Source organism: Pseudonocardia oroxyli, assembly GCF_900102195.1.
Classification (GTDB): domain Bacteria; phylum Actinomycetota; class Actinomycetes; order Mycobacteriales; family Pseudonocardiaceae; genus Pseudonocardia; species Pseudonocardia oroxyli.
This window is the reverse complement of sequence record NZ_FNBE01000002.1, coordinates 210,631-231,788: the sequence shown is the minus strand read 5'-3', so window position 1 is coordinate 231,788 and position 21,158 is coordinate 210,631. Positions and strand designations below refer to the sequence as shown.

The window sequence follows — 21,158 nt, the reverse complement described above, 5'->3', positions numbered from 1 at the left end:
CGGTGACCACGTAAGACCGCTCGCCGCTCGATCGCCGGGGCGTCGGCTTCGGCGTCTCGGCACCCGTGCTCTGGGGGCTGTTCCCCGCGTTCTGGCCGCTGCTCGACCCCGCTGCCCCCGTCGAGGTGCTCGCCCACCGCATCCTCTGGACCATGGTCCTGATGGCCGGGGTCCTCGCCCTCACCCGCGGGTGGGGGGCGCTGCGGCGGCTGTCGGCGGGCGGCTGGGCCCGGGTGGCGGTCGCGGCCTGCCTGATCACCGTGAACTGGGGCGTCTTCATCTACGGCGTCGCGGTCGACCGGGTCGTGGACATCGCGCTCGGCTACTACATCTCGCCGCTGGTCAGCACCCTGCTCGCCATCACCGTGCTCCGCGAGCGCCCGAACCGCGCCCAGGTCGCGGCCCTGCTGATCGCGGCGGCCGCGGTGGTGGTGATCAGCATCGGGTCTCGCGCTCGACGAGACCATGCCCACGTCCCGGTGGATCGGCTTCGGCCTGGTCTGGGTGGCCCTGCTGATCTTCACGGTGGACCTGCTGCGCAGCACCCGGACCCCCTCCACAGCGAACGGCGCGTTCGTTCACCAGGTGTGAACGAACACGCCGCCCGCCGGGGGGCTCGGAGCCGGGGCGGTCAGCCGGTGCGGTCGATGGTGTAGCCGGTGAGGGTCGTCAGGGCGTCGACGGCGGAGCAGGCCGGGAGCTTGCCCAGCTCGGCGCGCGCCTCCTCGGCGTACCCGGCCAAGGTCTCCTTGGCCTGCGGGATGCCCGGGCCGGACCGCAGCAGGTCCAGGGCCTCCTCCACCTCGGCGTCGGACCCCAGCGGACGCGAGAGCAGGTCCCGCAGCCGCTCGGGAATGCCCGGGTCGGCCAGCGCGTAGAGCATCGGCAGGGTGTGGACGCCCTCGCGCAGGTCCGTCCCCGGCGTCTTGCCCGAGTCGCCGGACGGCGAGGCGATGTCGATGATGTCGTCGGAGATCTGGAAGGCCGCGCCGATCACCGACCCGAAGCGCTGCAGCGAGTCCACCTGCTCGGGGGTACAGCCGGAGAACATCCCGCCGAAGCGCCCCGCGGTGGCGATCAGCGAGCCCGTCTTCTCGTCGATCACCCGCAGGTAGTGCGCGACCGGGTCCTCCCCCGCGGCGGGCCCGCGGGTCTCCCGCATCTGGCCGGTGACGAGCTCGGCGAACGTCTCGGCGATGATCCGTACGGCGTCCGGGCCCAGATCGGCCACCAGGCGGGACGCGTGGGCGAACAGGAAGTCCCCGGTCAGGATCGCGACCGTGTTGTCCCAGCGGTGGTTGGCGCTCTCGGCGCCGCGGCGCATCGTGGCCGAGTCCATGACGTCGTCGTGGTAGAGCGTCGCGAGGTGCACGAGCTCGACGACGGCGGCGGCCCGGACCACCTCGTCGGCGGATCCTGACGGCCCGACCTGTGCGCTGAGCAGGGTGAACAGCGGCCGGAACCGCTTGCCGCCCGCGTCGATCAGGTGCAGGGACGTCTCGCTGACGAAGTGGTAGTCGCTGTGCACCTCACGGTGCAGCAGCTCCTCCACCCGGTCGAGCCCCTGCGCCGTCACGGCGGCCAGGTCCGGGTCGGCGAGCTCCACACCCGCCACGCTCTGCGTCTCCACCCCGACAGCCTACGAGGCCGACTCCTCGGTCACCCTGTGAACCCGCCCGCGCCCGCCCAGTCCAGGACGAGGGTCGGGGCGACGCCGAGCAGCAGCGTCACGACGACCCCGAGGGTGATGGCGACGGTGGTGAACGCGCCGGGCACGGAGACCGTGGGCCCGTCCGCGGGCGTCTCGCTGAAGTACATCAGCACCACGACCCGCAGGTAGAAGAACGCCGCGATCGCCGAGGCCACGAGAGCGACCACCACCAGCGGGGCCATCCCGTCCGACAGCGCCGCCGAGAACACCGCGAACTTCGCGGTGAACCCGCTCGTCAGCGGGATCCCCGCCAGCGCCAGCAACAGGAAGGTCATCACCCCGGCCAGCAGCGGCGAGCGCTTCGCGAGCCCCGCCCATTGGGACAGGTGCGTCGCCTCGCCGTCCGCCGTGCGGACCAGCGAGATGATCCCGAAGACCGCGATCGTGGTGAAGCCGTAGGCGAGCAGGTAGAACAGCGTGCCCGACGTCCCGGCCTGGGTGATCGCCATCGTCCCGAGCAGCAGGAACCCGGCGTGCGCGATGGACGAGTACGCGATCATGCGCTTGAGGTCGGTCTGGGTGAGGCCCAGCACGGCACCGATGACCATGGACGCGATGGCCACGGCCCAGAGCACCCCGCGCCACTCCCAGCGCGTGCTGCCGAACGCCACGTACAGCACCCGTGCGATGGCCCCGAACGCCGCGACCTTGGTGCACGCCGCCATGAACGCCGTGGCCGGCGTGGGTGCGCCCTGGTAGACGTCCGGCGTCCAGGTGTGGAAGGGGCCGACCGAGCCCTTGAACAGCAGCCCGACGATGAGCAGCGCGAGCCCCCCGAACAGCAGCGCGTCCGACCGGTCGGTCCCGACCGCCGCCTCGGCGATGGCCGAGAGCCGGACCGAGCCCGCGTAGCCGTACAGCAGCGCGACGCCGTAGAGGAAGAACGCGGAGGCGAACGCCCCCAGCAGGAAGTACTTGACCGCCGCCTCCTGCGACAGCAGTCGCCTGCGCCGGGCGAGCCCGCACATCAGGTACAGCGGCAGGGACAGCACCTCGAGCGCCACGAACATCGTCAGCAGGTCGTTCGCCGCGACGAACGCCATCATCCCGCCGAGCGCGAACAGCGTGAACGGGAAGACCTCGGTCTGCATGGTCGGCGCGTCGCCCGGGGCCCCGTAGGAGCGGTCCACGTGCTCGGGGTCGACGCCCGACGGGCCGGTCGTGCTGCCCGGGGCGGCACCCGCCGAGGCGCGCTCCAGCGCCGACGCCACGAACGCCCCGCCCGGCTCCACCGAGCGGTCCGCGATCAGCAGCAGCGACCCGAACCCGAGGACGAGCAGGGTGCCCCAGAGGAACAGGGTGGGCATGTCCACGGCCATCGTGCTGCCGAGGGTGATCACGCCCTGGGCGGGCGCGTCGCCCGCGTAGACGCCGAGCGTCACGCCGGCCACGACGATCGCCACGACGCTCAGCGCCACCTGGGCGGGCCAGCGCTGGTGGCGGGGTAGGAACGCCTCCACCAGCACGGACACGCAGGCGGCGCCCAGCACGATCAGCAACGGCGCGACGGCGGCGTAGTCGATCGGCGGCGGGGTCAACGGGGTCATCGGGCGATACCTCCGGCCGGGACCGGGTCGGGCAGGCCGAGCTCGGTCATCGTCGCCTGGACGGACGGGTTGATCACGTCGAGCACGGGGCCGGGGAAGAACCCGAGCACCACGATGACGACGATGAGCGGGGCCAGCGCCCCGATCTCCCGCTTCGTGAGGTCGGGGAAGCCGCCACCGCGGCGGGCGGCCACGGCCGGGTCGATCATCGCGCCGGGCCCGCCCACGGGTTCGAGCGAGTTCAGCACGGCCTGTCCGCGGACCGGGCCCTGCATCGTCTGCTGGTAGAACCACAGGATGTAGAGGGCGGCGAAGATGATGCCGACGGTGGCGATGATCGTGGCCACCGGCTCGTTCGGGAACGAGCCCACGAGCACCAGGAACTCGGAGACGAACGAGTTCGTGCCCGGCAGCGCCAGCGAGCTCATCCCGGCCAGCAGCAGACAGCCCGCCAGCACCGGCGCCAGCTTGGCGACGCCGCCGTAGTCGCTGATCAGCCTCGACCCGCCGCGCGCGACGAGCAGGCCGACCATCACGAACAGCATCCCGGTGGAGAGGCCGTGGTTGACCATGTAGAGCGCGGCGCCCGCGAAGGCCTGGCTGGAGAAGGCGAACGTGCCGAGCGCGATGAACCCGAAGTGGGCGATGGACGTGTAGGCCACGAACCGGCTCATGTCCTTCTGCCCCACCGCCAGCAGCGCCCCGTAGAGCACGCCGATCACCGCGAGGGTGATCACCAGCGGCGCCATGGTCCGGGACGCCTCGGGGAACAGCGGCAGGGTGTAGCGCAGGAAGCCGTAGGTGCCGACCTTGTCCAGCACGCCGACGAGCAGGACCGCGGCGACGATGGGCGCCTCGGCGCCCGCGTCGGGCAGCCAGGTGTGGAAGGGCACCAGCGGGGCCTTGATCGCGAAGGCGATGAAGAACCCGAGGAACAGCCAGATCTGGGTCGACTCGGGCACCTGGTGCGCGATCGACTGCAGCTCCGACCAGGTGAAGGTGCCCTGGCCGAGGATGTTCCCGCTGGTCACGTACAGCCCGATCAGCGACGCCAGCATGATCAGGCCGCCGAGCAGCGAGTACAGGAAGAACTTCACCGAGGCGTACTGCCGGTTCGGGCCGCCGAAGCGCCCGATCAGGAAGTACATCGGGATGAGCATCGCCTCGAAGAAGACGTAGAACAGGAACACGTCGGTGGCCGTGAAGACGCCGACGAGCGTGGCCTCGGTGGCCAGCAGCAGCGCGAAGTAGCCGGACGCCGTCCGGCCCTCCGGGAGCTTCTCGGCCCAGGCGAAGAGCATCAGGCCGGGGACGAGGAACGCGGTGAGCGCCAGCAGGACCAGCGCGATCCCGTCGATGCCGAAGGCCAGGTGCGTGCCGAAGGCCGGGATCCACGGCACGGAGAACTCGTACTGGAAGCGCGTCCCGCTCGCCGCGGCGGCCGGGGAGTACCCCACCCAGATCACGACGACGAGCACGAACTCCAGCAGCGCGGTGGCCATGGCGGTGGCCTTGGCCGCGGGCACGTTGTGCCGCAGCGGGTACATCAGCAACGCGCCCACCACGGGCACGAGCAGCAGGATGATCAGCATCGGGCTCACGCGAACCTCACCGCCAGCAGGGCCGCGACGACGAGCACGCTGCCGCCCAGCATCGAGAGCGCATAGGAGCGCACGAATCCGGTCTGCAGTCTTCGCAGCCGCCCGGACCCGCCGCCGAGGCCCGCGGCGATGCCGTTGACCGCGCCGTCGACGCCCCGGTTGTCCACGAACACCAGCGCCCGGGTGAGCCAGATGCCGGGCCGCTCGATGAGCGTCTCGTTGATCGTGTTGGCGTACAGGTCCCGCCGGGCCGCCCGCACGGGCACGGACACCGGCGACGGCCGCTCGACCGGCGTCGGGCGGCGCCCGACGACGAGGTACGCGATCACCACGCCGAGCAGGGAGAACGCCACCACGAGCCACGGGACCAGCGCGTGCGGCAGCACCCCGCCCTCGAGCTCGCGCAGCTCGCCCACCGACGGGGCCAGCCACTCGTAGAGGCCGATCGAGTACAGGAGGAAGCCGCCGAGCACGGAGCCGAAGGCCAGGACGATCATCGGGACCGTCATCGTGGCCGGGGACTCGTGCGGGTGGTAGTCCTTCCCGTCCGGGCCCTTCAGCTCGCGCCAGCGCTCCTTCCCGAAGAAGGTCATGATCATCAGGCGGGTCATGTAGAACGCGGTGAGCCCGGCCGCGAGCGTGGCCGCGCCGCCGAAGACCCAGCCCTGCCAGCCCTCCTGCGCGAACGCGGCCTCGATGATCGCGTCCTTGGAGAAGTACCCGGACAGGAACGGGAAGCCGATCAGCGCCAGGTAGCCGAGGCCGAAGGTCACGAAGGTGATCTTCATGTGCTTGCCCAGGCCGCCGAAGTGGCGCATGTTCACGTCGTCGTTCATGGCGTGCATGACCGAGCCGGCGCCGAGGAACAGCCCGGCCTTGAAGAACCCGTGCGTGAGCAGGTGGAAGATGCCCAGCGCGTAGCCCGCCGGACCGAGGCCGACCGCCAGGATCATGTAGCCGATCTGGCTGACGGTGGAGTAGGCGAGGACCTTCTTGATGTCGTCGTAGGCGCAGCCGATGACCGCCCCGATGAGCAGGGTGACCACGCCGACCAGCGAGACGATCAGCCGCCCGGTCTCGGTGAGGTTGTAGATCGGGCTCGTCCGGGCGATGAGGTAGACGCCCGCGGTGACCATCGTCGCCGCGTGGATCAGGGCGGAGACGGGGGTCGGGCCCTCCATGGCGTCGGGCAGCCAGGACTGGAGCGGGAACTGGCCGGACTTACCACAGGCCCCGAGCAGCAGCAGGATCGTGATCGCCAGCACCGTGCCGCCGGGGACCTCGCCGATCCGCGCGAACACGTCGGTGTACTGCAGCGTGCCCAGTTCGAGCCAGATCAGGAAGATCGCGACGGCCAGCCCGACGTCCCCGACCCGGTTCATCAGGAACGCCTTCTTCGCGGCGGTCGCCGCCGACGGCCGGTCCTGGTAGAAGCCGATCAGCAGGTAGGACGCCAGGCCGACGCCCTCCCAGCCGAGGTAGAGCATCACGAAGTTGTTGCCCAGCACCAGGATCAGCATCGCGGCGACGAACAGGTTCAGCTGCGCGAAGAAGCGCCGCCTGCCCGGGTCGTGGCTCATGTAGCCCACCGAGTAGATGTGGATCAGCGACCCGACACCGGTGATGAGCAGCACGAACGTCAGCGAGAGCGGGTCCAGCCGCAGGCCGAAGTCGACGTTCAGGGAGCCCGAGGCGATCCAGTCGAACAGCGACACCTCGCGGGTGCGCTCCTCGGGCGCGAGCCCGAGCGTCTCGAAGAACAGCAGCAGCCCGATCACGAAGGACGCGACCACGGTCGCGACCCCGAGCCAGTGGCCCCAGGCGTTCGCACGCCTGCCGGCCAGGAAGTTGATCAGTGCGCCGAGCGCGGGCAGGACGAAGAGCAGGGGAGCGAGAGCGATCATCGTCGACGGCTCCTAGTACTTCAGCAGGTTGGCGTCGTCGACCGACGAGCTCCTGCGGGTTCGGAAGATCGACATGATGATGGCGAGGCCGACGACCACCTCGGCGGCCGCCACGACCATGACGAAGAACGCCATGACCTGGCCGTCGAGCGTGCCGTTGATGCGGGCGAAGGTGACCAGCGACAGGTTCACCGCGTTCAGCATCAGCTCGATGCACATGAACACGACGATCGCGTTGCGGCGCACCAGCACCCCGACGGCCCCGATGGTGAAGAGCAACCCGCTCAGGAGCAGGTAGTTCGTGGGGCTCACCGCTCCTCCTCGCTGGCGCTCGTCGGCCGGCTTCGCCCAGGCGCTGTGTCGATGGCCGAGCTCGCAAGCTCGCTCGGCGGCTCCAGCTCCTTGCGCCGACCCTGCAGGGAGTGCCCGTCCGCGGGCGGACGGGGGGTCTCGTCCACCTCGTGGCCCTCGAGGATCTCCGACAGCGACTCGGGGGCGATCGACCCGTCCGGCAGCAGCGCGGGGACGGCCACGGAGTTGGCCGTGGCGTAGACGCCGGGGCCGGGCAGCGGGGAGATCCGGTCGCCGCGCAGGCGCGCGATCACCGCGGCCCGCTGACCGTTCCGCTCGCGCGGCTTGCGCTGGGCGAAGGCCAGCACCAGCGCCCCGAGCGCCGAGGTCATCAGCAGGGCGGCGGTGAGCTCGAAGGGCCACACGTACTCGGTGAAGACCAGCTGCCCGATGCCGGTGAGGTTGCCGTTGCCCGCCCGGGCTCCCAGCCCGGCGGACGGGACCGCGAACATCGTCCGCCCGACGCCCGCGACCAGCAGCAGCGCGAAGCCCAGGCCCAGGATCGCGGCCCAGACGCGTTGCCCGCGCAGCACCTCGACGACCGAGTCGGCGCTGTCGCGACCCACCAGCATCAGCACGAACAGGAACAGCATCATCACCGCGCCCGTGTACACGATGATCTGCACGAACCCGAGGAACGGGGCCTGCTGCATCATGTAGAGCACGGCGAGCGAGAGCATCGTCAGCACCAGGAACAGCGCCGAGTGCACCGCGTTGCGGGCGAAGATCATCGCGACCGCGGCGGCCAGCGCCACCGGGCCGAGGATCCAGAAGACGATCGCCTCGCCGACGCCGGCGTTGCCCGCCGTCGAGTCGGCGACCTGCGCGAGGATCATCGGACCTGCTCCCCGACGGGGTCGGACTCCACACCCTGACGCGCCAGGACGGGGCCCTGCACGTAGTAGTCCTGCTCGTCCTTCCCGAGCCGCATGGGGTGCGGCGGCTGCTCCATGCCCGGCAGCAGCGGCGCGAGCAGCTGTTCCTTCGTGTAGATCAGGTCCTGCCGGTTGTCGTCCGCCAGCTCGTAGAAGTTCGTCATCGTGAGCGAGCGGGTGGGGCAGGCCTCGATGCACAGGCCGCAGCCGATGCAGCGCAGGTAGTTGATCTGGTAGTCCGCGCCGTAGCGCTCACCGGGGGAGAACCGCGCCTCCTCGGTGTTGTCCCCGCCCTCGACGAAGATCGCGTCCGCCGGGCAGGCCCACGCGCAGAGCTCGCACCCCACGCACTTCTCCAGCCCGTCCGGGTGCCGGTTGAGCTGGTGGCGGCCGTGATAGCGGGGCGCGGCCGGGGGGAAGTCCTCGGGGTACTCCTCGGTGACGACCTTCTTGAACATCGTCGAGAAGGTGACGCCGAAGCCTTTGAAGAAGTCGAACATCTGCTAGTCCTCCTTCCCGGTGAGAGCGGGTTCGGGATCGGGTGTGGCCCGTGCGATCCGCTTCCGGGACCGGCCGGGCGGGGCGAGGTCGAGCGGCGGCACCGGGTAGCTGCTCGCGAGCTCGACGTCCGCCGCGTCCTCGGTGCGGTCCGGCAGCATGAACGCGATGGTCAGCACGGCCGCGAAGCCGAGCACGATCGCGATGACCAGCGCCGCCGTGCTCTCCGCGCCCGTCGTGGTGCGGAACACCCGGATGGCGAAGACGATCATGGTCCAGATCAGCGCGACCGGGACCAGCACCTTCCAGCCCAGCTTCATGAACTGGTCGTAGCGGAAGCGCGGCAGCGTGCCCCGCAGCCAGATGAAGAGGAACAGGAAGAGCAGCGTCTTGGCGATGAAGACGACGAACTCGATCCAGCCGTTCACCGGCCCGAGGAACGGGATGCGCCCGCCGCCCAGGAACAGCGTGGTCGCCATCGCGGAGACGGTGACCATGTTGACGTACTCGGCCAGGAAGAACAGCGCGAACTTCAGCGACGTGTACTCGGTGTGGAAGCCGCCGACCAGCTCCGACTCGGCCTCCGGGAGGTCGAACGGCGCCCGGTTGGTCTCGCCGACCATCGAGATCACGAAGATCACGAAGCTGGGCAGCAGCAGGTAGAAGTACCAGCCGCCGGACTGCGCCTCGACGATGTCCGCCGTGGACAGCGAGCCCGCGTAGAGGATGACGCCGACGACGGAGAGCCCCAACGCGATCTCGTAGGAGATCACCTGCGCCGCGCTGCGCAGCGCGCCGAGCAGCGAGTACGGGTTCCCGGAGGCCCAGCCGCCGAGCACGATCCCGTAGACGCCGATGGAGGAGCAGGCCAGCACCACGAGCACGCCGACCGGCAGGTCCACCAGCTGCAGCACCGTGCGCTCGCCGAAGATCGACACCTCGCCGCCGAACGGGATGACGGAGAAGGCCACGAACGCCGGGATCGTGGAGATCACCGGGGCGAGGAAGTAGACCTTCTTGTCGGCGAGGACCGGCATGATGTCCTCTTTGAACGCGAGCTTGAGCCCGTCCGCGAGGGACTGCAGCCAGCCGCCGGGGCCGGTCCGGTTCGGGCCCGGACGCTGCTGCATCCGGCCGACGACCTTGCGCTCCCAGTTGATCATGAACAGGGTCAGCACCACGCCGACGGCGAACAGCACCACGACCTTGAGCAGGACCAGCCAGATCGGGTCGTCCGCCAGGAGCTGCTGGGTGTGGGTCATGCCGTCCTGCTGCGCGAGGAGGTTCATCCTGCGGTCACCCTCACCAGAGCTCCGTGCCCGACACCCAACGTGCTCCGCACCTGGGACCCGGGCGAGTGCGCCGGGAGCCAGACGACGCCGTCGGGCAGGTCGGCCAGCTCGACCGGCAGCGTGATGGCCCCCCGGTCGGTGGCGACGCTCGCCTGCCCGCCCTCGGTCAGCCCCAGCCGCTCGGCCGTGGCCGCGTTCGCGCGCACCCGCGGGGCGCGGGCGGTGCCCGCCAGCGCGGGCTCGTCGACCTGCAGCGCGCCGTCGTCGAGCAGCTGCCGCCAGGTCGCGAGGACCGCCGAGCCGACCTGCGCGGGCCGCGGCGTGCTGCCGGGCCGCTCGGTCGGCGCGGTGAAGGTCCCGGTGTAGGGCCCGAGCCGGTCGAGGTCACCGGCCGCCGCGGACGGGGTCTGGGTGAACAGGTCCACGTCCATCTCGACGGCCAGGGTGTCCAGCACCCGGCAGTCCGGCAGCACACCCCCACCGTCGAGCGACGGCGCGAACGGGCGGTGGCGGCCCTCCCAGTTCACGTAGGTGCCCGCCCGGTGGGCGTCCGGGGCCACCGGCAGCACCACGTCGGCGAGCTCGGTGACCGCGGAGGTCATGATCTCGAGGCTGACCAGGAACCCGACGTTCGCCAGCCCGGCGAGCGCGGCGGCCGGGTCGGCCAGGTCGTGCGGGTCCACCCCGCCGACGACCAGCCCGGACAGCGCACCGGACGCGGCGGCGGCGAGGATCTCGTCGGTGCTGCGGCCCGGCTCGGCCGAGAGCGTGACACCCCAGGCCCGCTCCACCTCGGCGCGCGCGGCCGCGTCGGTGACGGGCCGCCCGCCCGGCAGCAGCGTCGGCACCGCGCCGACCTCCAGGGCACCCCGGTCCCCCGCGCGGCGCGGGACCCAGGCGACCTGCGCACCCGTGCGGGTCGCGAGCTCGGCGACGGCGGAGTGCAGACCGGGCACCTCGGCGGCCCGGTCGCCGACCAGGATCACCGATCCGGTGGCGGACAGGGCGTCCACGAGCTCGCCCCCGACGGACAGCTCGCGCAGGACGCTCGCCTCGGCGCCGGGAACGGACTTGATCAGGGTCGCGTGCGTCTTCTCGACGCCCGGCGTGGACCACTGCCCCAGCGTGAACACCCGCTGCCCGTGCTTGCGCACGGCCTTGCGGACCCGCAGGAACAGGATCCCCGACTCCTCCTCCAGGTCCATGCCGACGGTCAGCACGCTCGGCGCGGCCTCGACGGCCGCGAACGTGACCGTCGGGGTGAGCTGGGTCTGCAGGAACGCCAGCTCCTCGGCGGAGTGCGGCCGGGCCCGGAAGTCCACGTCGTGGGTGCCGGCGGCGACCCGGGCGAACTTGGCGTAGGCGTAGGCGTCCTCACGGGTGAGGCGCCCCCCGGCCAGGACCCCGATGCCCCGGTTGCCCCGGGCGGCGAGCAGCCCCTCGGCCGCGACCCGCAGGGCCTCGGTCCAGGAGACCTCGACGAGCTGCCCGGACTCGTCCCGCAGCAGCGGCCGGGTGATCCGCTGCTTCGCGCCGAGGTAGCGGAAGGCGAAGCGGCCCTTGTCGCAGAGCCACTCCTCGTTGACCTCGGGATCGTTGCCGGCCAGCTTGCGCATGACCTGGCCGCGCCGGGTGTCGGTGCGCGAGGCGCAGCCGGAGCTGCAGTGCTCGCACACGCTCGGCGTGGACTTCAGGTCGAACGGCCGGGAGCGGAACCGGTACGCCGCGCTGGTCAGCGCGCCGACCGGGCAGATCTGGATGGTGTTGCCGGAGAAGTAGCTCTGGAAGGGCTTGTCCTCCGCCGTGCCGATCTGCTGGTTCGCGCCGCGCTCCAGCAGGTCGATGAACGGGTCGCCCGCGATCTCGTCGGAGAAGCGGGTGCAGCGCTGGCAGAGCACGCAGCGCTCGCGGTCCAGCAGCACCTGCGACGAGATGGGCAGCGGCTTCGGGAAGGTCCGCTTGGTCTCGACGAACCGGGAGTCCGTGCGGCCGGTGGACATCGCCTGGTTCTGCAGGGGGCACTCGCCGCCCTTGTCGCAGATCGGGCAGTCCAGCGGGTGGTTGATCAGCAGCAGCTCCATCACGCCCTGCTGCGCCTTGTCGGCGACGGGCGAGGTGTGCTGGGTCTTGACGACCATCCCGTCCGCGACGGTCATGGTGCAGCTGGCCTGCGGCTTCGGCATGGGCCGCCCGCCCATCTCCACCTCGACCAGGCACTGGCGGCACGCGCCCGCCGGCTCGAGCAGGGGATGGTCGCAGAAGCGCGGGACGATGATCCCGAGCCGCTCGCAGGTGCGGATGAGGATCTCGCCCTTCGGCGCGGTGACCTCGATGCCGTCGATGGTGAGCGTGACGGTCTCGGTCTCGGTGGTCGTCATGCGGGGGCTCCGGTCAGTTCGACATCGGCCAGCTGCTCGGGCCGCGCGACGGCCGGCTGCTCGGCGATCAGGTCCAGGAACTCCTGGCGGAAGTACTTGATGCCGCTGGTGATCGGGCTGGTCGCGCCGTCGCCGAGCGCACAGAACGAGCGGCCGAGGATGTTGTCGCAGACGTCCAGCAGGGTCTCGACGTCCGACTCGGTGCCCTCGCCGTGCACCATCCGCTCCAGGATCTGGACCAGCCAGTACGTGCCCTCGCGGCACGGGGTGCACTTGCCGCAGCTCTCGTGCTTGTAGAACTCGGTCCACTTCATGACCGCCCACGGCACGGAGACGGTCTCGTTGAAGACCTGCACGGCCGTCGTCCCCAACATGGAGCCGGCACCCGCCGCGCCCTCGAAGTCCAGCGGGACGTCCAGGTGCTCGGCGGTGAACATCGGCGTGGAGGAGCCGCCGGGTGTCCAGAACTTGAGCGGGATCCCGTCCTTCATCCCGCCCGCGAGCTCCAGCAGCGTCCGCAGCGTGATGCCCATCGGGGCCTCGTACTGCCCGGGCCGCTCCACGTGGCCGGACACCGAGTAGATCTTCGGGCCCGGGGACTTCTCGGACCCCATGGTGCGGAACCACTCCGCGCCGCCCGCCACGATGTAGGGGACCGAGGCGATCGTCTCCACGTTGTTCACCACGGTGGGGCTGGCGTAGAGGCCCGCCGTCGCCGGGAACGGGGGCTTGAGCCGCGGCTGCCCGCGCCGCCCCTCGAGGGAGTCCAGCAGCGCCGTCTCCTCGCCGCAGATGTAGGCGCCCGCGCCGGCGTGCACCACGATCTCGAGGTCGAAGCCGGTGCCGAGGATGTCCGTGCCCAGGTAGCCCTGCGCGTAGGCCTCGGCGACCGCGGCGCGCAGCCTGCGGATCGGGTGCAGGGCCTCGCCGCGCACGTAGATCGCGCAGAAGTTCGCGCGGATCGCGTAGCTGGTGATGATGCAGCCCTCGATGAGCGAGTGCGGGTCCGCCATCATCGTCGGGATGTCCTTGCAGGTCCCCGGCTCGCCCTCGTCCGCGTTGATCACGAGGTATTTCGGCTTGGCGCCCGCGCCCTCGCCGCCCTGCGGGATGAAGGACCACTTCATGCCCGTCGGGAAGCCCGCGCCGCCCCGGCCGCGCAGGCCGGAGTCCTTGCAGAGCTGGATCAGCTGGTCCGGGTGCCCGGCGAGCGCGGTGCGCATCGCCCGGTACCCGCCGGTGCGCTCGTAGGTCTCCAGCGTCCAGGAGTTCTCCTGCGCCCACCTCGAGGTGAGCACGGGGGTCAGGATGTCGCTCATGACTTCTCCGGGAGTGCGGGGATCTCGTCGGGGAACGCCGGAGCGGCCCAGCCCCGCTCGGCGGCGATCATGGTGCCGCGCAGGGTCTCCGGGGCCGCCGAGTTGCCGGCGACGGCCGCCGCGGCGACCGTCGGGTCCTCGGTGAAACCGGCGAGCTCCAGCTCGACGGTCCGCAGGTCGGTCAGCGGGGCCCCGCGCGTGGGGTGCGGCTTCTCGCCGCGCTGCAGCGCCTCGACCAGCCGCTCCGCCGACTCGACGGTCTGGTTGTCGAAGTACTCGTAGTTGACCTGGATCACCGGGGCGAGATCGCAGGCCGCCAGGCACTCCGCGTGCTCGAGGGTCAGCGAGCCGGTGGTGCCCGGCTCCCCCGCCGTCTCCTCGTGCCCGACGCCGAGCCTCTCGCTGAGCCGCCGGTAGATGTCGTCCCCGCCCAGGGCGGCGCAGAGCGTGTTCGTGCACACGCTGACCAGGTGCTCGCCGCACGGGGTCCGCTTGTACATCGTGTAGAAGGTCGCCACCGCGCTGACCTCGGCGGTGCTCAGGTCGAGCAGCTCGGCGCAGAACCGGATGCCGTCCTGGCTCACGCAGCCCTCCACCGACTGCACGAGGTGCAGCAGCGGGAGCAGCGCGGACCGGGCGACCGGGTAGCGGGCGATGACCTCCTTCGCCCGCACGTGGGTCAGCTCGTCGAAGCCGCTCATCGCACGCTCGCTCATCGGTCCACACCTCCCATGACGGGGTCGATGCTCGCGACGGCGGCGATGACGTCCGCGACCATGCCGCCCTCGCTCATCGCCGGCATCGTCTGCAGGTTCACGAAGCTGGGGTCCCGGACGTGGACGCGGACCGGCCTGGTGCCGCCGTCGGACACGAGGTGGTAGCCCAGCTCGCCGCGCGGGGACTCGACGGTCGAGTAGACCTGCCCCGGCGGGACGTGGAAGCCCTCGGTGACCAGCTTGAAGTGGTGGATCAGGGACTCCATCGACTGCCCCATGATCTTGCGGACGTGCTCGAGGGAGTTGCCCATCCCGTCGCTGCCGATGGACAGCTGCGCGGGCCAGGCGATCTTGCGGTCCTCGACCATGACCGGGCCGGGCTCGATCTTGTCGCAGGCCTGCTCGATGATCTTCAGCGACTCGCGCATCTCCGCCACCCGCAGCAGGTAGCGGGCGTAGCAGTCGGCGGCGGTCTCCGTGGGGACCTCGAAGTCGAACTCCTCGTAGAGCGAGTACGGCTCGATCTTGCGCTGGTCCCAGGCCAGGCCCGCCGAGCGCAGGATCGGGCCGGTGGCGCCGAGCGCGAGGCAGCCGTCCACCGGCAGGTACCCGACGCCCTGCAGCCGCTGCTTCCAGATCGGCTGGCCGGTCAGCAGGTTGTCGTAGTCCGGCAGCCGGGAGTGCATGACCTTGACGAAGTCGAGGACCTTCTCCCTCCAGTCCTCGGGGAGGTCCTGGGCGAGGCCGCCCGGCCGGATGAACGCGTGGTTCATGCGCAGCCCGGTCAGGTACTCCAGCAGGTGGAGGACCTCCTCGCGCTCACGGAACCCCGCCGTCATGCCGGTGAGGGCGCCCAGCTCCATGCCGCCGGTGGCCAGGCACACCAGGTGCGAGCCGATCCGGTTGATCTCCATGAGCAGCACGCGGATCAGCGCGGCCCGGCGCGGGACCTCGACCTCCAGGAGCTTCTCGACGCCGAGGCAGTAGCCGGCCTCGTTGAACAGCGGCGCGAGGTAGTCCATGCGCGTCACGAACGTGACGCCCTGGGTCCAGGTGCGGTACTCGCAGTTCTTCTCGATGCCCGTGTGCAGGTAGCCGATCACCGAGCGGGCCTGGGTGACGGTCTCGCCCTCCAGCTCCAGCACCAGGCGCAGCACCCCGTGGGTCGACGGGTGCTGCGGCCCCATGTTGATGACGATGCGGTCGTCGTGCTCGTCCTGGGCGACGCTGTCCAGCAGCTCGTCCCAGTCGCCGCCGGTGACCGTGTAGACCGGGCCCTCGGTGGTCTGCCGCTCGGTGGCGTAGGGGTCGGTGGTCACGAGTACGCCCTCCGCTCATCGGGCGGAGGGATCTCCGCGCCCTTGTACTCCACCGGGATCCCGCCCAGCGGGTAGTCCTTGCGCTGCGGGTGGCCCCGCCAGTCGTCTGGCATGAGGATCCGGGTGAGCGCGGGGTGGCCGTCGAAGACCACGCCGAACATGTCCCAGGTCTCGCGCTCGTGCCAGTCCGCCGTCGGGTAGACGGACACGACGCTGGGCAGGTGCGGATCGGCCGGGTCGAGGGCGACCTCGAGCCGGATCCGTCGCCGCCAGGTCATCGACAGCAGGTGGTAGACGACGTGCAGGGGCTGGTGCACCTCGGCGCCGTCCGGCGCGGTGTAGTCCACGCCCGACACGCCGGAGCAGAGCTCGAAGCGCAGGTCCGGCTCGTCCCGGAGGGTGCGGCAGACCTCGAGGATCCGCTCCCGCTCGACGTAGAACGTGATCTCGCCGCGGTCGATCGTGATCTGCCGGACGGCGCTGCGGGCCACCCCGCGGTCGTCGAGCGCCGCGGCGAGGTCGTCCGCCAGCTCGTCGAACCAGCCGCCGTAGGGCCGCTCGGCCGGGGCGGGGGCGTAGCCGGGCAGGCGCAGGCCACCGAAGCCGGAGGTGTCCCCGGAGCCGCGGACGCCGAACATGCCGGACCGCTCGCGGGTGGGGGCGAGCCGGGTGCCGCCCTCGGGCGCCGCGGCGGTCTCGGCGGACTCGGCGGTCTGCTCGACCTCGCCCGCCGCCGGGGCCTCGCCGCCCGCGGCGCGCTGCTCGGCGGTGGCGGGCCCGCTCGCCTCGGCGGAGGACTGCGCGCCGCCGGTGGGCTCGGCGCCGTCCTTGCTGGTGCCCGTGGGTTCGCTCATCAGGCCTTCTTCGCGTACTTGATCGACGACGGGATGAGCTCGGTCTTGTGCCCGCTGGCGGCCAGCTCGGCCGCCCGCTTGCTGCCCAGCGGCTCGTCCATGATCTTCGCGTGGATCTTGAGGATCGCGTCCATGAGCATCTCCGGGCGCGGCGGGCAGCCCGGCAGGTACATGTCCACCGGCACGATGTGGTCCACGCCCTGGACGATGGCGTAGTTGTTGAACATGCCGCCCGAGCTGGCGCACACCCCCATCGCCAGCACCCAGCGGGGCTCGGGCATCTGGTCGTAGATCTGGCGCAGGACCGGGGCCATCTTGTTGCTGACCCGACCGGCCACGATCATCAGGTCCGCCTGGCGCGGCGAGGCCCGGAAGACCTCCATGCCGAAGCGGGCGAGGTCGTAGCGGGGTGCGCCCGTCGTCATCATCTCGATCGCGCAGCAGGCCAGACCGAAGGTCGCGGGCCACAGCGACGACTTGCGGGTCCAGTTGACCAGCTTCTCGACGCTGGTCAGCAGGACCCCGGAGGGCAGGTTCTCTTCCAGGCCCATGGGCTTAATCCCACTCCAATCCGCCGCGGCGCCATTCGTAGAAGTAGACGAAGCCGATCGTGGCGATGTAGACGGTGACCGCGACCAGGCCGAACAGGCCCAGCGAGTCCGCCGCGACCGCGTACGGGTAGAGGAACACCAGCTCGATGTCGAAGAGGATGAACAACATCGCGGTGAGGTAGTAGGCGACCGGCATCCGACCGGTGCCGACCACCGGCTTCGGCGACGGTTCGATGCCGCACTCGTAGGAGTCCAGCTTCGCCCGGTTGTACCGGCGCGGGCCGATGTAGGGCGCGGCCGTGACCGAGAACAGCGCGAACGCGCCGGCCAGCAGGGCCATGAACAACAGCGCCAGATAGGGATCGAGCATCGTGCACCTTCGTCGTCTGCACTACACCGGGCGAGCTGTGGGTGGGGTCGCGCGGACCCTACGTGTGCGCGGTCACCTCACTCTGAGTGAGGTGACCCTTACAAGGCTGGGGTCAGCCTGGTCAGCGTGCGGAGGACGCGATCGCTCCACTCCCCCTCCTTCTCGTCGTAGAGGTTGGCCAGGAGCTTGAGCAGCACCTGCATGGTGGACCGGCGCGGCAGCCCGTGCCGGGTCGCGACGCGCATGACCGTGGGGTTGCCGATCAGGCGGGCGGCGAGGGTGGCGAGCCGGTAGTAGCGGCCCAGGATCTCGCTCATCTGCCGGGGGTAGGCGGCGACCGCGGCCTCGCGGGACGCCCCCGTCCGGGCGAGCGCCTGCACCGCGCACCGGGCGGCGACGGCGGCGGACTCCATCGCGTAGGCGATGCCCTCGCCGTTGAGCGGGTTGACCATGCCGCCCGCGTCGCCGACCAGGAGCAGGCCGGGGCGGGCGTGCGGGGTCCGGTTGAAGCCCATCGGCAGCCCGGCGCCGCCGACCGACGTGCCCTCGCCGAGCCCGAGCTCCGCGGTCCACTCCCGCAGCAGCCTGCGGTAGTCGAACGAGCCGCGGTCGGTGGCGAGCACGCCGAGCCCGACGTTCACGGTGCCGTCGCCCATCCCGAAGACCCAGCCGTAGCCGGGCAGCAGCCGGGGCCGCGCGCCGCTGCGGTCCCACACCTCGAGGTGGGTCTCGAGATAGGTGTCGTCGAAGTCCGCGGGCTGCGGGTGGTACCCGCGGACCGCGACGCCGAGCGGGCGCCGGTCGTCCTTCGCCATGCCGAGCGAGCGCGCCACCCGGGCGGACACGCCGTCGCAGGCCAGGGTGAGCGGGGCGCGGTAGGTGCGTTCCTTCGTGCGGACCCCCACCACCACGCCGCCGCGGTCGGTCACGGCCTCGGTGACCGCGGCACCCTCGACGACCCGGGCCCCCTGCTTGCGGGCGTGGTCGGCGAGCAGCGCGTCGAAGTCCTGCCGCGGCCGGACGGCACCGAAGTCCGGATGGGCGGCGACCGTGGGCCAGGGCAGGTCCAGGCTCGCCCCTCCCGCGACGACCCGCAGGCCCCGGTTGTGCCGCCACCCCGCGGCCTCGGACACGTCCACGCCGAGGTCGACGAGCTGCCCGACGGCACGCGGGGTCAGCCCGTCGCCGCACACCTTGGGGCGCGGGAAGGTCGCCTTCTCGAGCACGAGGACCTCGAGGCCCGCGCGCGCGAGGTGAGCCGCGGCCGTCGAGCCCGCGGGGCCCGCCCCGACCACGATCACGTCGGCGTCGTCCCCCCGCGGCCCGGCGGCGCCGGTGGTGGGATCGGACGCCGTCATACCGCTCCTTGTGAACTGGTTCACGAGGTACTTGTGAACTGTTTCACGAAGTTCGGCGGGATGTCCAGGCGGGGCGTGGCGCGTTTCGTCCGGTTCGAGAGGAGATCGACGGGGCTACGGCCGTGCCGGTCGGACGGCGCTCCGGCTACGCCGGTCGGACGGCACGGTGCAGGGCGACGGCCCCGCCCGCCAGGTCGCGCCAGGCCACCCGGGACCAGCCGGCCCCGGCGATGATCTCCGCGAGCCGCCGCTGCGGCGGCCAGTCCACGATGGACTCGCTCAGGTAGGTGTAGGCATCGGGGTTCGAGGAGACCCGGCGGGCGATCGCGGGCAGCACCCGCCGCAGCATGACGTCCTGGTAGACGACCCGATACGGCGTCCAGCTCGGGGTGCCGAACTCGCACACGACCAGCCGCCCGCCGGGTCGGGTGACCCGGGCCAGCTCGCCGAGGGCGCGGGCGGTGTCCGCCACGTTCCGCAGGCCGAAGCTGATCGTGACGGCGTCGAAGGAGCCGTCCGCGAAGGGCAGGTGCAGCGCGTCCGCGGCGACCTTGGGCACCGCCCGCCCGGCCCCGGCGCGCAGCATGCCCAGCGAGAAGTCCGCGGCCACGCAGTAGGCGCCGGACTTGGCCAGCTCCACCGTGGACACCGCCGTGCCTGCGGCGAGGTCGAGGACCCGCTGCCCGGGCCGCAGCTCGAGCGCCTCGCGGGTGAGCGCGCGCCACCGCCGGTCCTGCCCGGCGGTCAGCACGGTGTTGGTGAGGTCGTAGCGCTTCGCGACCCCGTCGAACATCGCCGCGACGTCCGCGGGGTCCTTGTCCAGCTCGGCCCGGCTCACGCGCTGAACCCTACGCGGCCACGGCGACCGCACGTTCCGTGCTCCCAATGCTGCGTGATCACCGCTTGCGTGCACGCACCGCGGTGCTCACGACGGTGAGCGCACACTTTCGGCGATCATGGTCAGCTCCGTGGCCGCGGGATGCTGCGCAGCGCCTCGCGCAGGCCGCGCAGGTACTCGGCGCGGGTGCGGCGGGCGGTCCGCTCCCACTCCGCGGCCGGGATGGCGAGCGGCCCGCCGGCGCCGGTGAAGGCCCCCATGCCGTGCAGGGCGATCCAGCGGTGGTCGTACTCGTGCGGGGTGGCGCGGTCCCACAGGACGGCGCGGACCACGGTGCGCCGCAGCCGGGCGGTGTCGGTGAACGCGAAGCGGTTGACGGGGCCGCCGAAGCGCTCGGTCAGCGCCCCCACCGCCGCGCCCGCCGAGGGGTCGGTGCAGCGGTTCGCGTCGAAGCGTGCGCGAACCTGGCCCGCGTAGAACCAGAAGGCCGCGTCCGCGGGCCTGCCCTGGTCGAGCAGCACCTCGCTCAGCGCGCACAGCACCGGCGGGGCGAACCGGGCGGGCTCCAGCTCCACCAGCGCGGCGGTGCGCCCGCGGACGTCCGCGTCCCCGTCGAGCAGGCCGGCGATCGCGTCGAGCGCCAGCCGGGTGTCGACGTCGGCGTACTCGCCGGTCGGCTCCACGATCACGGTCTTCTGCGTCATGTCCCGAGCCTCGCCGCCGGCGTCGGATCGGACATCCGTGACTCTACGGAGGACCGACCGTGACCGACGATCTACGGTCGGTGACGTGCTCCCCTCTCGACGCGCCGTACTCCTCGGCGGCCTCGGTCTCGTCGCCGCAGGCTGCGCCACCCCCGGCCCCGCGGCACCGCCTCCGTCCGCGGACGACCCGCAGCTCGCCGCGCTCGAAGACCGCTTCGGCGGCAGGCTCGGCGTGTTCGCCGTGGACACGGGGTCGGGGACGACCGTCACCCACCGCGCGGACGAGCGCTTCCTGATGTGCTCGACGTCGAAGATGCTCGCCGCGGCCGCGATCCTCGCCCTGCGCGTGGACCGGCCGGGGCTGCTGGACCAGCAGGTCTCCTACCCGCGCAGCGCTCTCGTCACCTACTCCCCGGAGACGGAGCGCCACGACGCGATGACCGTCCGCGACCTCTGCCACGCGGCGATGACGCTGTCGGACAACACCGCGATGAACCTGCTGCTGGAGACCCTCGGCGGGCCCGAGCGGCTCACCGGGTTCCTGCGCCGCGAGGGGGACATGATCAGCAGGCAGGACCGCCCCGAGACCGACCTGAACATCCTCGACGGCGACAAGGACACCTCCACCCCCGCGCAGGTGGCCGCGAACCTGCGCTCCTTCGCCCTCGACGACGGCCTCGACCCCGGGGGCCGGGACCTCCTCGTCGGGTGGCTGAAGGCGAACACGACGGGCGCGACGCGGATCAAGGCGGGCCTGCCCGCGGACTGGGTGGTCGGCGACAAGACCGGCGCGGGCGGCCAGGGCGAGATCAACGACGTCGCGGTGGTCTGGCCGCCGGGCCGGGCACCCCTGGTCATGGCGGTCTACACGGCCCCGGCGGACCCGGGTTCGAACGGCAGCCCGGAGACGGTCGCCGAGGCCGCCCGGATCGCAGCTTCGCTGCTCGTGAGCGGTGAGTAGTGCTCTAGCAC

General features: G+C 71.6%; 19 protein-coding genes and 1 pseudogene. 2 read left to right on the top strand and 18 right to left on the bottom strand.

The features are described 5' to 3' along the window. Positions 1-47: 47 nt before the first annotated feature. Positions 48-656: pseudogene (locus BLS43_RS03685) on the top strand (EamA family transporter); the annotation flags it as partial. On the opposite strand, the gene BLS43_RS03680 reads toward BLS43_RS03685, so the two are convergent. The 18 genes from BLS43_RS03680 to BLS43_RS03595 form a co-directional block, all read right to left on the bottom strand. Next, a complete protein-coding gene (locus tag BLS43_RS03680; RefSeq protein WP_093076678.1) occupies positions 632-1,630 on the bottom strand; it encodes a polyprenyl synthetase family protein in 999 nt (332 codons plus the stop codon). The pseudogene BLS43_RS03685 and the gene BLS43_RS03680 overlap by 25 nt on opposite strands. Positions 1,631-1,659: 29 nt before the next feature. Continuing rightward, the gene (nuoN, locus tag BLS43_RS03675; RefSeq protein ID WP_093076675.1) at positions 1,660-3,258 is read right to left on the bottom strand and encodes an NADH-quinone oxidoreductase subunit NuoN; all 1,599 of its coding nucleotides are present in this window, start codon (positions 3,256-3,258) and stop codon (positions 1,660-1,662) included. Next, positions 3,255-4,850, bottom strand: a complete 1,596-nt coding sequence (locus tag BLS43_RS03670) for an NADH-quinone oxidoreductase subunit M (protein WP_093077440.1) — start codon at positions 4,848-4,850, stop codon at positions 3,255-3,257. The genes nuoN and BLS43_RS03670 overlap by 4 nt, the downstream gene beginning before the upstream one ends. A 5-nt stretch (positions 4,851-4,855) precedes the next feature. Further along, complete coding sequence (gene nuoL, locus BLS43_RS03665; protein ID WP_093076674.1) at positions 4,856-6,763, bottom strand: NADH-quinone oxidoreductase subunit L; 1,908 nt, start codon at positions 6,761-6,763, stop codon at positions 4,856-4,858. 12 nt (positions 6,764-6,775) lie between these two features. Next, the gene (gene nuoK, locus BLS43_RS03660; protein WP_093076672.1) at positions 6,776-7,075 is read right to left on the bottom strand and encodes an NADH-quinone oxidoreductase subunit NuoK; all 300 of its coding nucleotides are present in this window, start codon (positions 7,073-7,075) and stop codon (positions 6,776-6,778) included. After that, entirely contained in the window at positions 7,072-7,950 is an 879-nt protein-coding gene (locus BLS43_RS03655) for an NADH-quinone oxidoreductase subunit J (protein ID WP_093076669.1), read from the bottom strand. Before BLS43_RS03655 ends, nuoK begins: the two co-directional genes overlap by 4 nt. Beyond that, positions 7,947-8,489 (bottom strand): NADH-quinone oxidoreductase subunit NuoI, encoded by a 543-nt coding sequence (gene nuoI, locus BLS43_RS03650; protein WP_093076667.1) that lies wholly within the window; start codon positions 8,487-8,489, stop codon positions 7,947-7,949. The genes BLS43_RS03655 and nuoI overlap by 4 nt, the downstream gene beginning before the upstream one ends. 3 nt (positions 8,490-8,492) lie before the next feature. Continuing rightward, a complete protein-coding gene (gene nuoH, locus BLS43_RS03645) occupies positions 8,493-9,776 on the bottom strand; it encodes an NADH-quinone oxidoreductase subunit NuoH (protein ID WP_245707277.1) in 1,284 nt (427 codons plus the stop codon). Beyond that, the gene (locus BLS43_RS03640) at positions 9,773-12,157 is read right to left on the bottom strand and encodes an NADH-quinone oxidoreductase subunit G (RefSeq protein ID WP_093076664.1); all 2,385 of its coding nucleotides are present in this window, start codon (positions 12,155-12,157) and stop codon (positions 9,773-9,775) included. The genes nuoH and BLS43_RS03640 overlap by 4 nt, the downstream gene beginning before the upstream one ends. After that, complete coding sequence (gene nuoF, locus BLS43_RS03635; protein ID WP_093076661.1) at positions 12,154-13,476, bottom strand: NADH-quinone oxidoreductase subunit NuoF; 1,323 nt, start codon at positions 13,474-13,476, stop codon at positions 12,154-12,156. The genes BLS43_RS03640 and nuoF overlap by 4 nt, the downstream gene beginning before the upstream one ends. Beyond that, complete coding sequence (gene nuoE / locus BLS43_RS03630; protein ID WP_093076658.1) at positions 13,473-14,192, bottom strand: NADH-quinone oxidoreductase subunit NuoE; 720 nt, start codon at positions 14,190-14,192, stop codon at positions 13,473-13,475. Before nuoE ends, nuoF begins: the two co-directional genes overlap by 4 nt. Then, complete coding sequence (locus BLS43_RS03625; RefSeq protein WP_093076655.1) at positions 14,189-15,511, bottom strand: NADH-quinone oxidoreductase subunit D; 1,323 nt, start codon at positions 15,509-15,511, stop codon at positions 14,189-14,191. Before BLS43_RS03625 ends, nuoE begins: the two co-directional genes overlap by 4 nt. Next, positions 15,508-16,365 (bottom strand): NADH-quinone oxidoreductase subunit C, encoded by an 858-nt coding sequence (locus BLS43_RS03620; protein ID WP_093076652.1) that lies wholly within the window; start codon positions 16,363-16,365, stop codon positions 15,508-15,510. The genes BLS43_RS03625 and BLS43_RS03620 overlap by 4 nt, the downstream gene beginning before the upstream one ends. Further along, the gene (locus BLS43_RS03615; RefSeq protein ID WP_093076649.1) at positions 16,365-16,916 is read right to left on the bottom strand and encodes a NuoB/complex I 20 kDa subunit family protein; all 552 of its coding nucleotides are present in this window, start codon (positions 16,914-16,916) and stop codon (positions 16,365-16,367) included. Before BLS43_RS03615 ends, BLS43_RS03620 begins: the two co-directional genes overlap by 1 nt. A 4-nt stretch (positions 16,917-16,920) precedes the next feature. Then, positions 16,921-17,286, bottom strand: coding sequence for an NADH-quinone oxidoreductase subunit A (locus tag BLS43_RS03610; RefSeq protein WP_093076646.1), 366 nt, complete (start codon positions 17,284-17,286; stop codon positions 16,921-16,923). Positions 17,287-17,384: 98 nt separating this feature from the next. Further along, positions 17,385-18,644, bottom strand: a complete 1,260-nt coding sequence (locus BLS43_RS03605; protein WP_093076643.1) for a geranylgeranyl reductase family protein — start codon at positions 18,642-18,644, stop codon at positions 17,385-17,387. A gap of 145 nt (positions 18,645-18,789) precedes the next feature. Continuing rightward, positions 18,790-19,482: a demethylmenaquinone methyltransferase gene (locus BLS43_RS03600; RefSeq protein WP_093076640.1), complete on the bottom strand. Its 693-nt coding sequence runs from the start codon at positions 19,480-19,482 to the stop codon at positions 18,790-18,792. A 122-nt stretch (positions 19,483-19,604) separates the two neighbouring features. Beyond that, positions 19,605-20,186, bottom strand: coding sequence for a hypothetical protein (locus BLS43_RS03595; protein WP_093076637.1), 582 nt, complete (start codon positions 20,184-20,186; stop codon positions 19,605-19,607). Positions 20,187-20,271: 85 nt separating this feature from the next. On the opposite strand from BLS43_RS03595, the gene bla reads away from it, so the two are divergent. Beyond that, positions 20,272-21,147 (top strand): class A beta-lactamase, encoded by an 876-nt coding sequence (bla, locus tag BLS43_RS03590; RefSeq protein ID WP_218129697.1) that lies wholly within the window; start codon positions 20,272-20,274, stop codon positions 21,145-21,147. Positions 21,148-21,158: the final 11 nt, after the last annotated feature.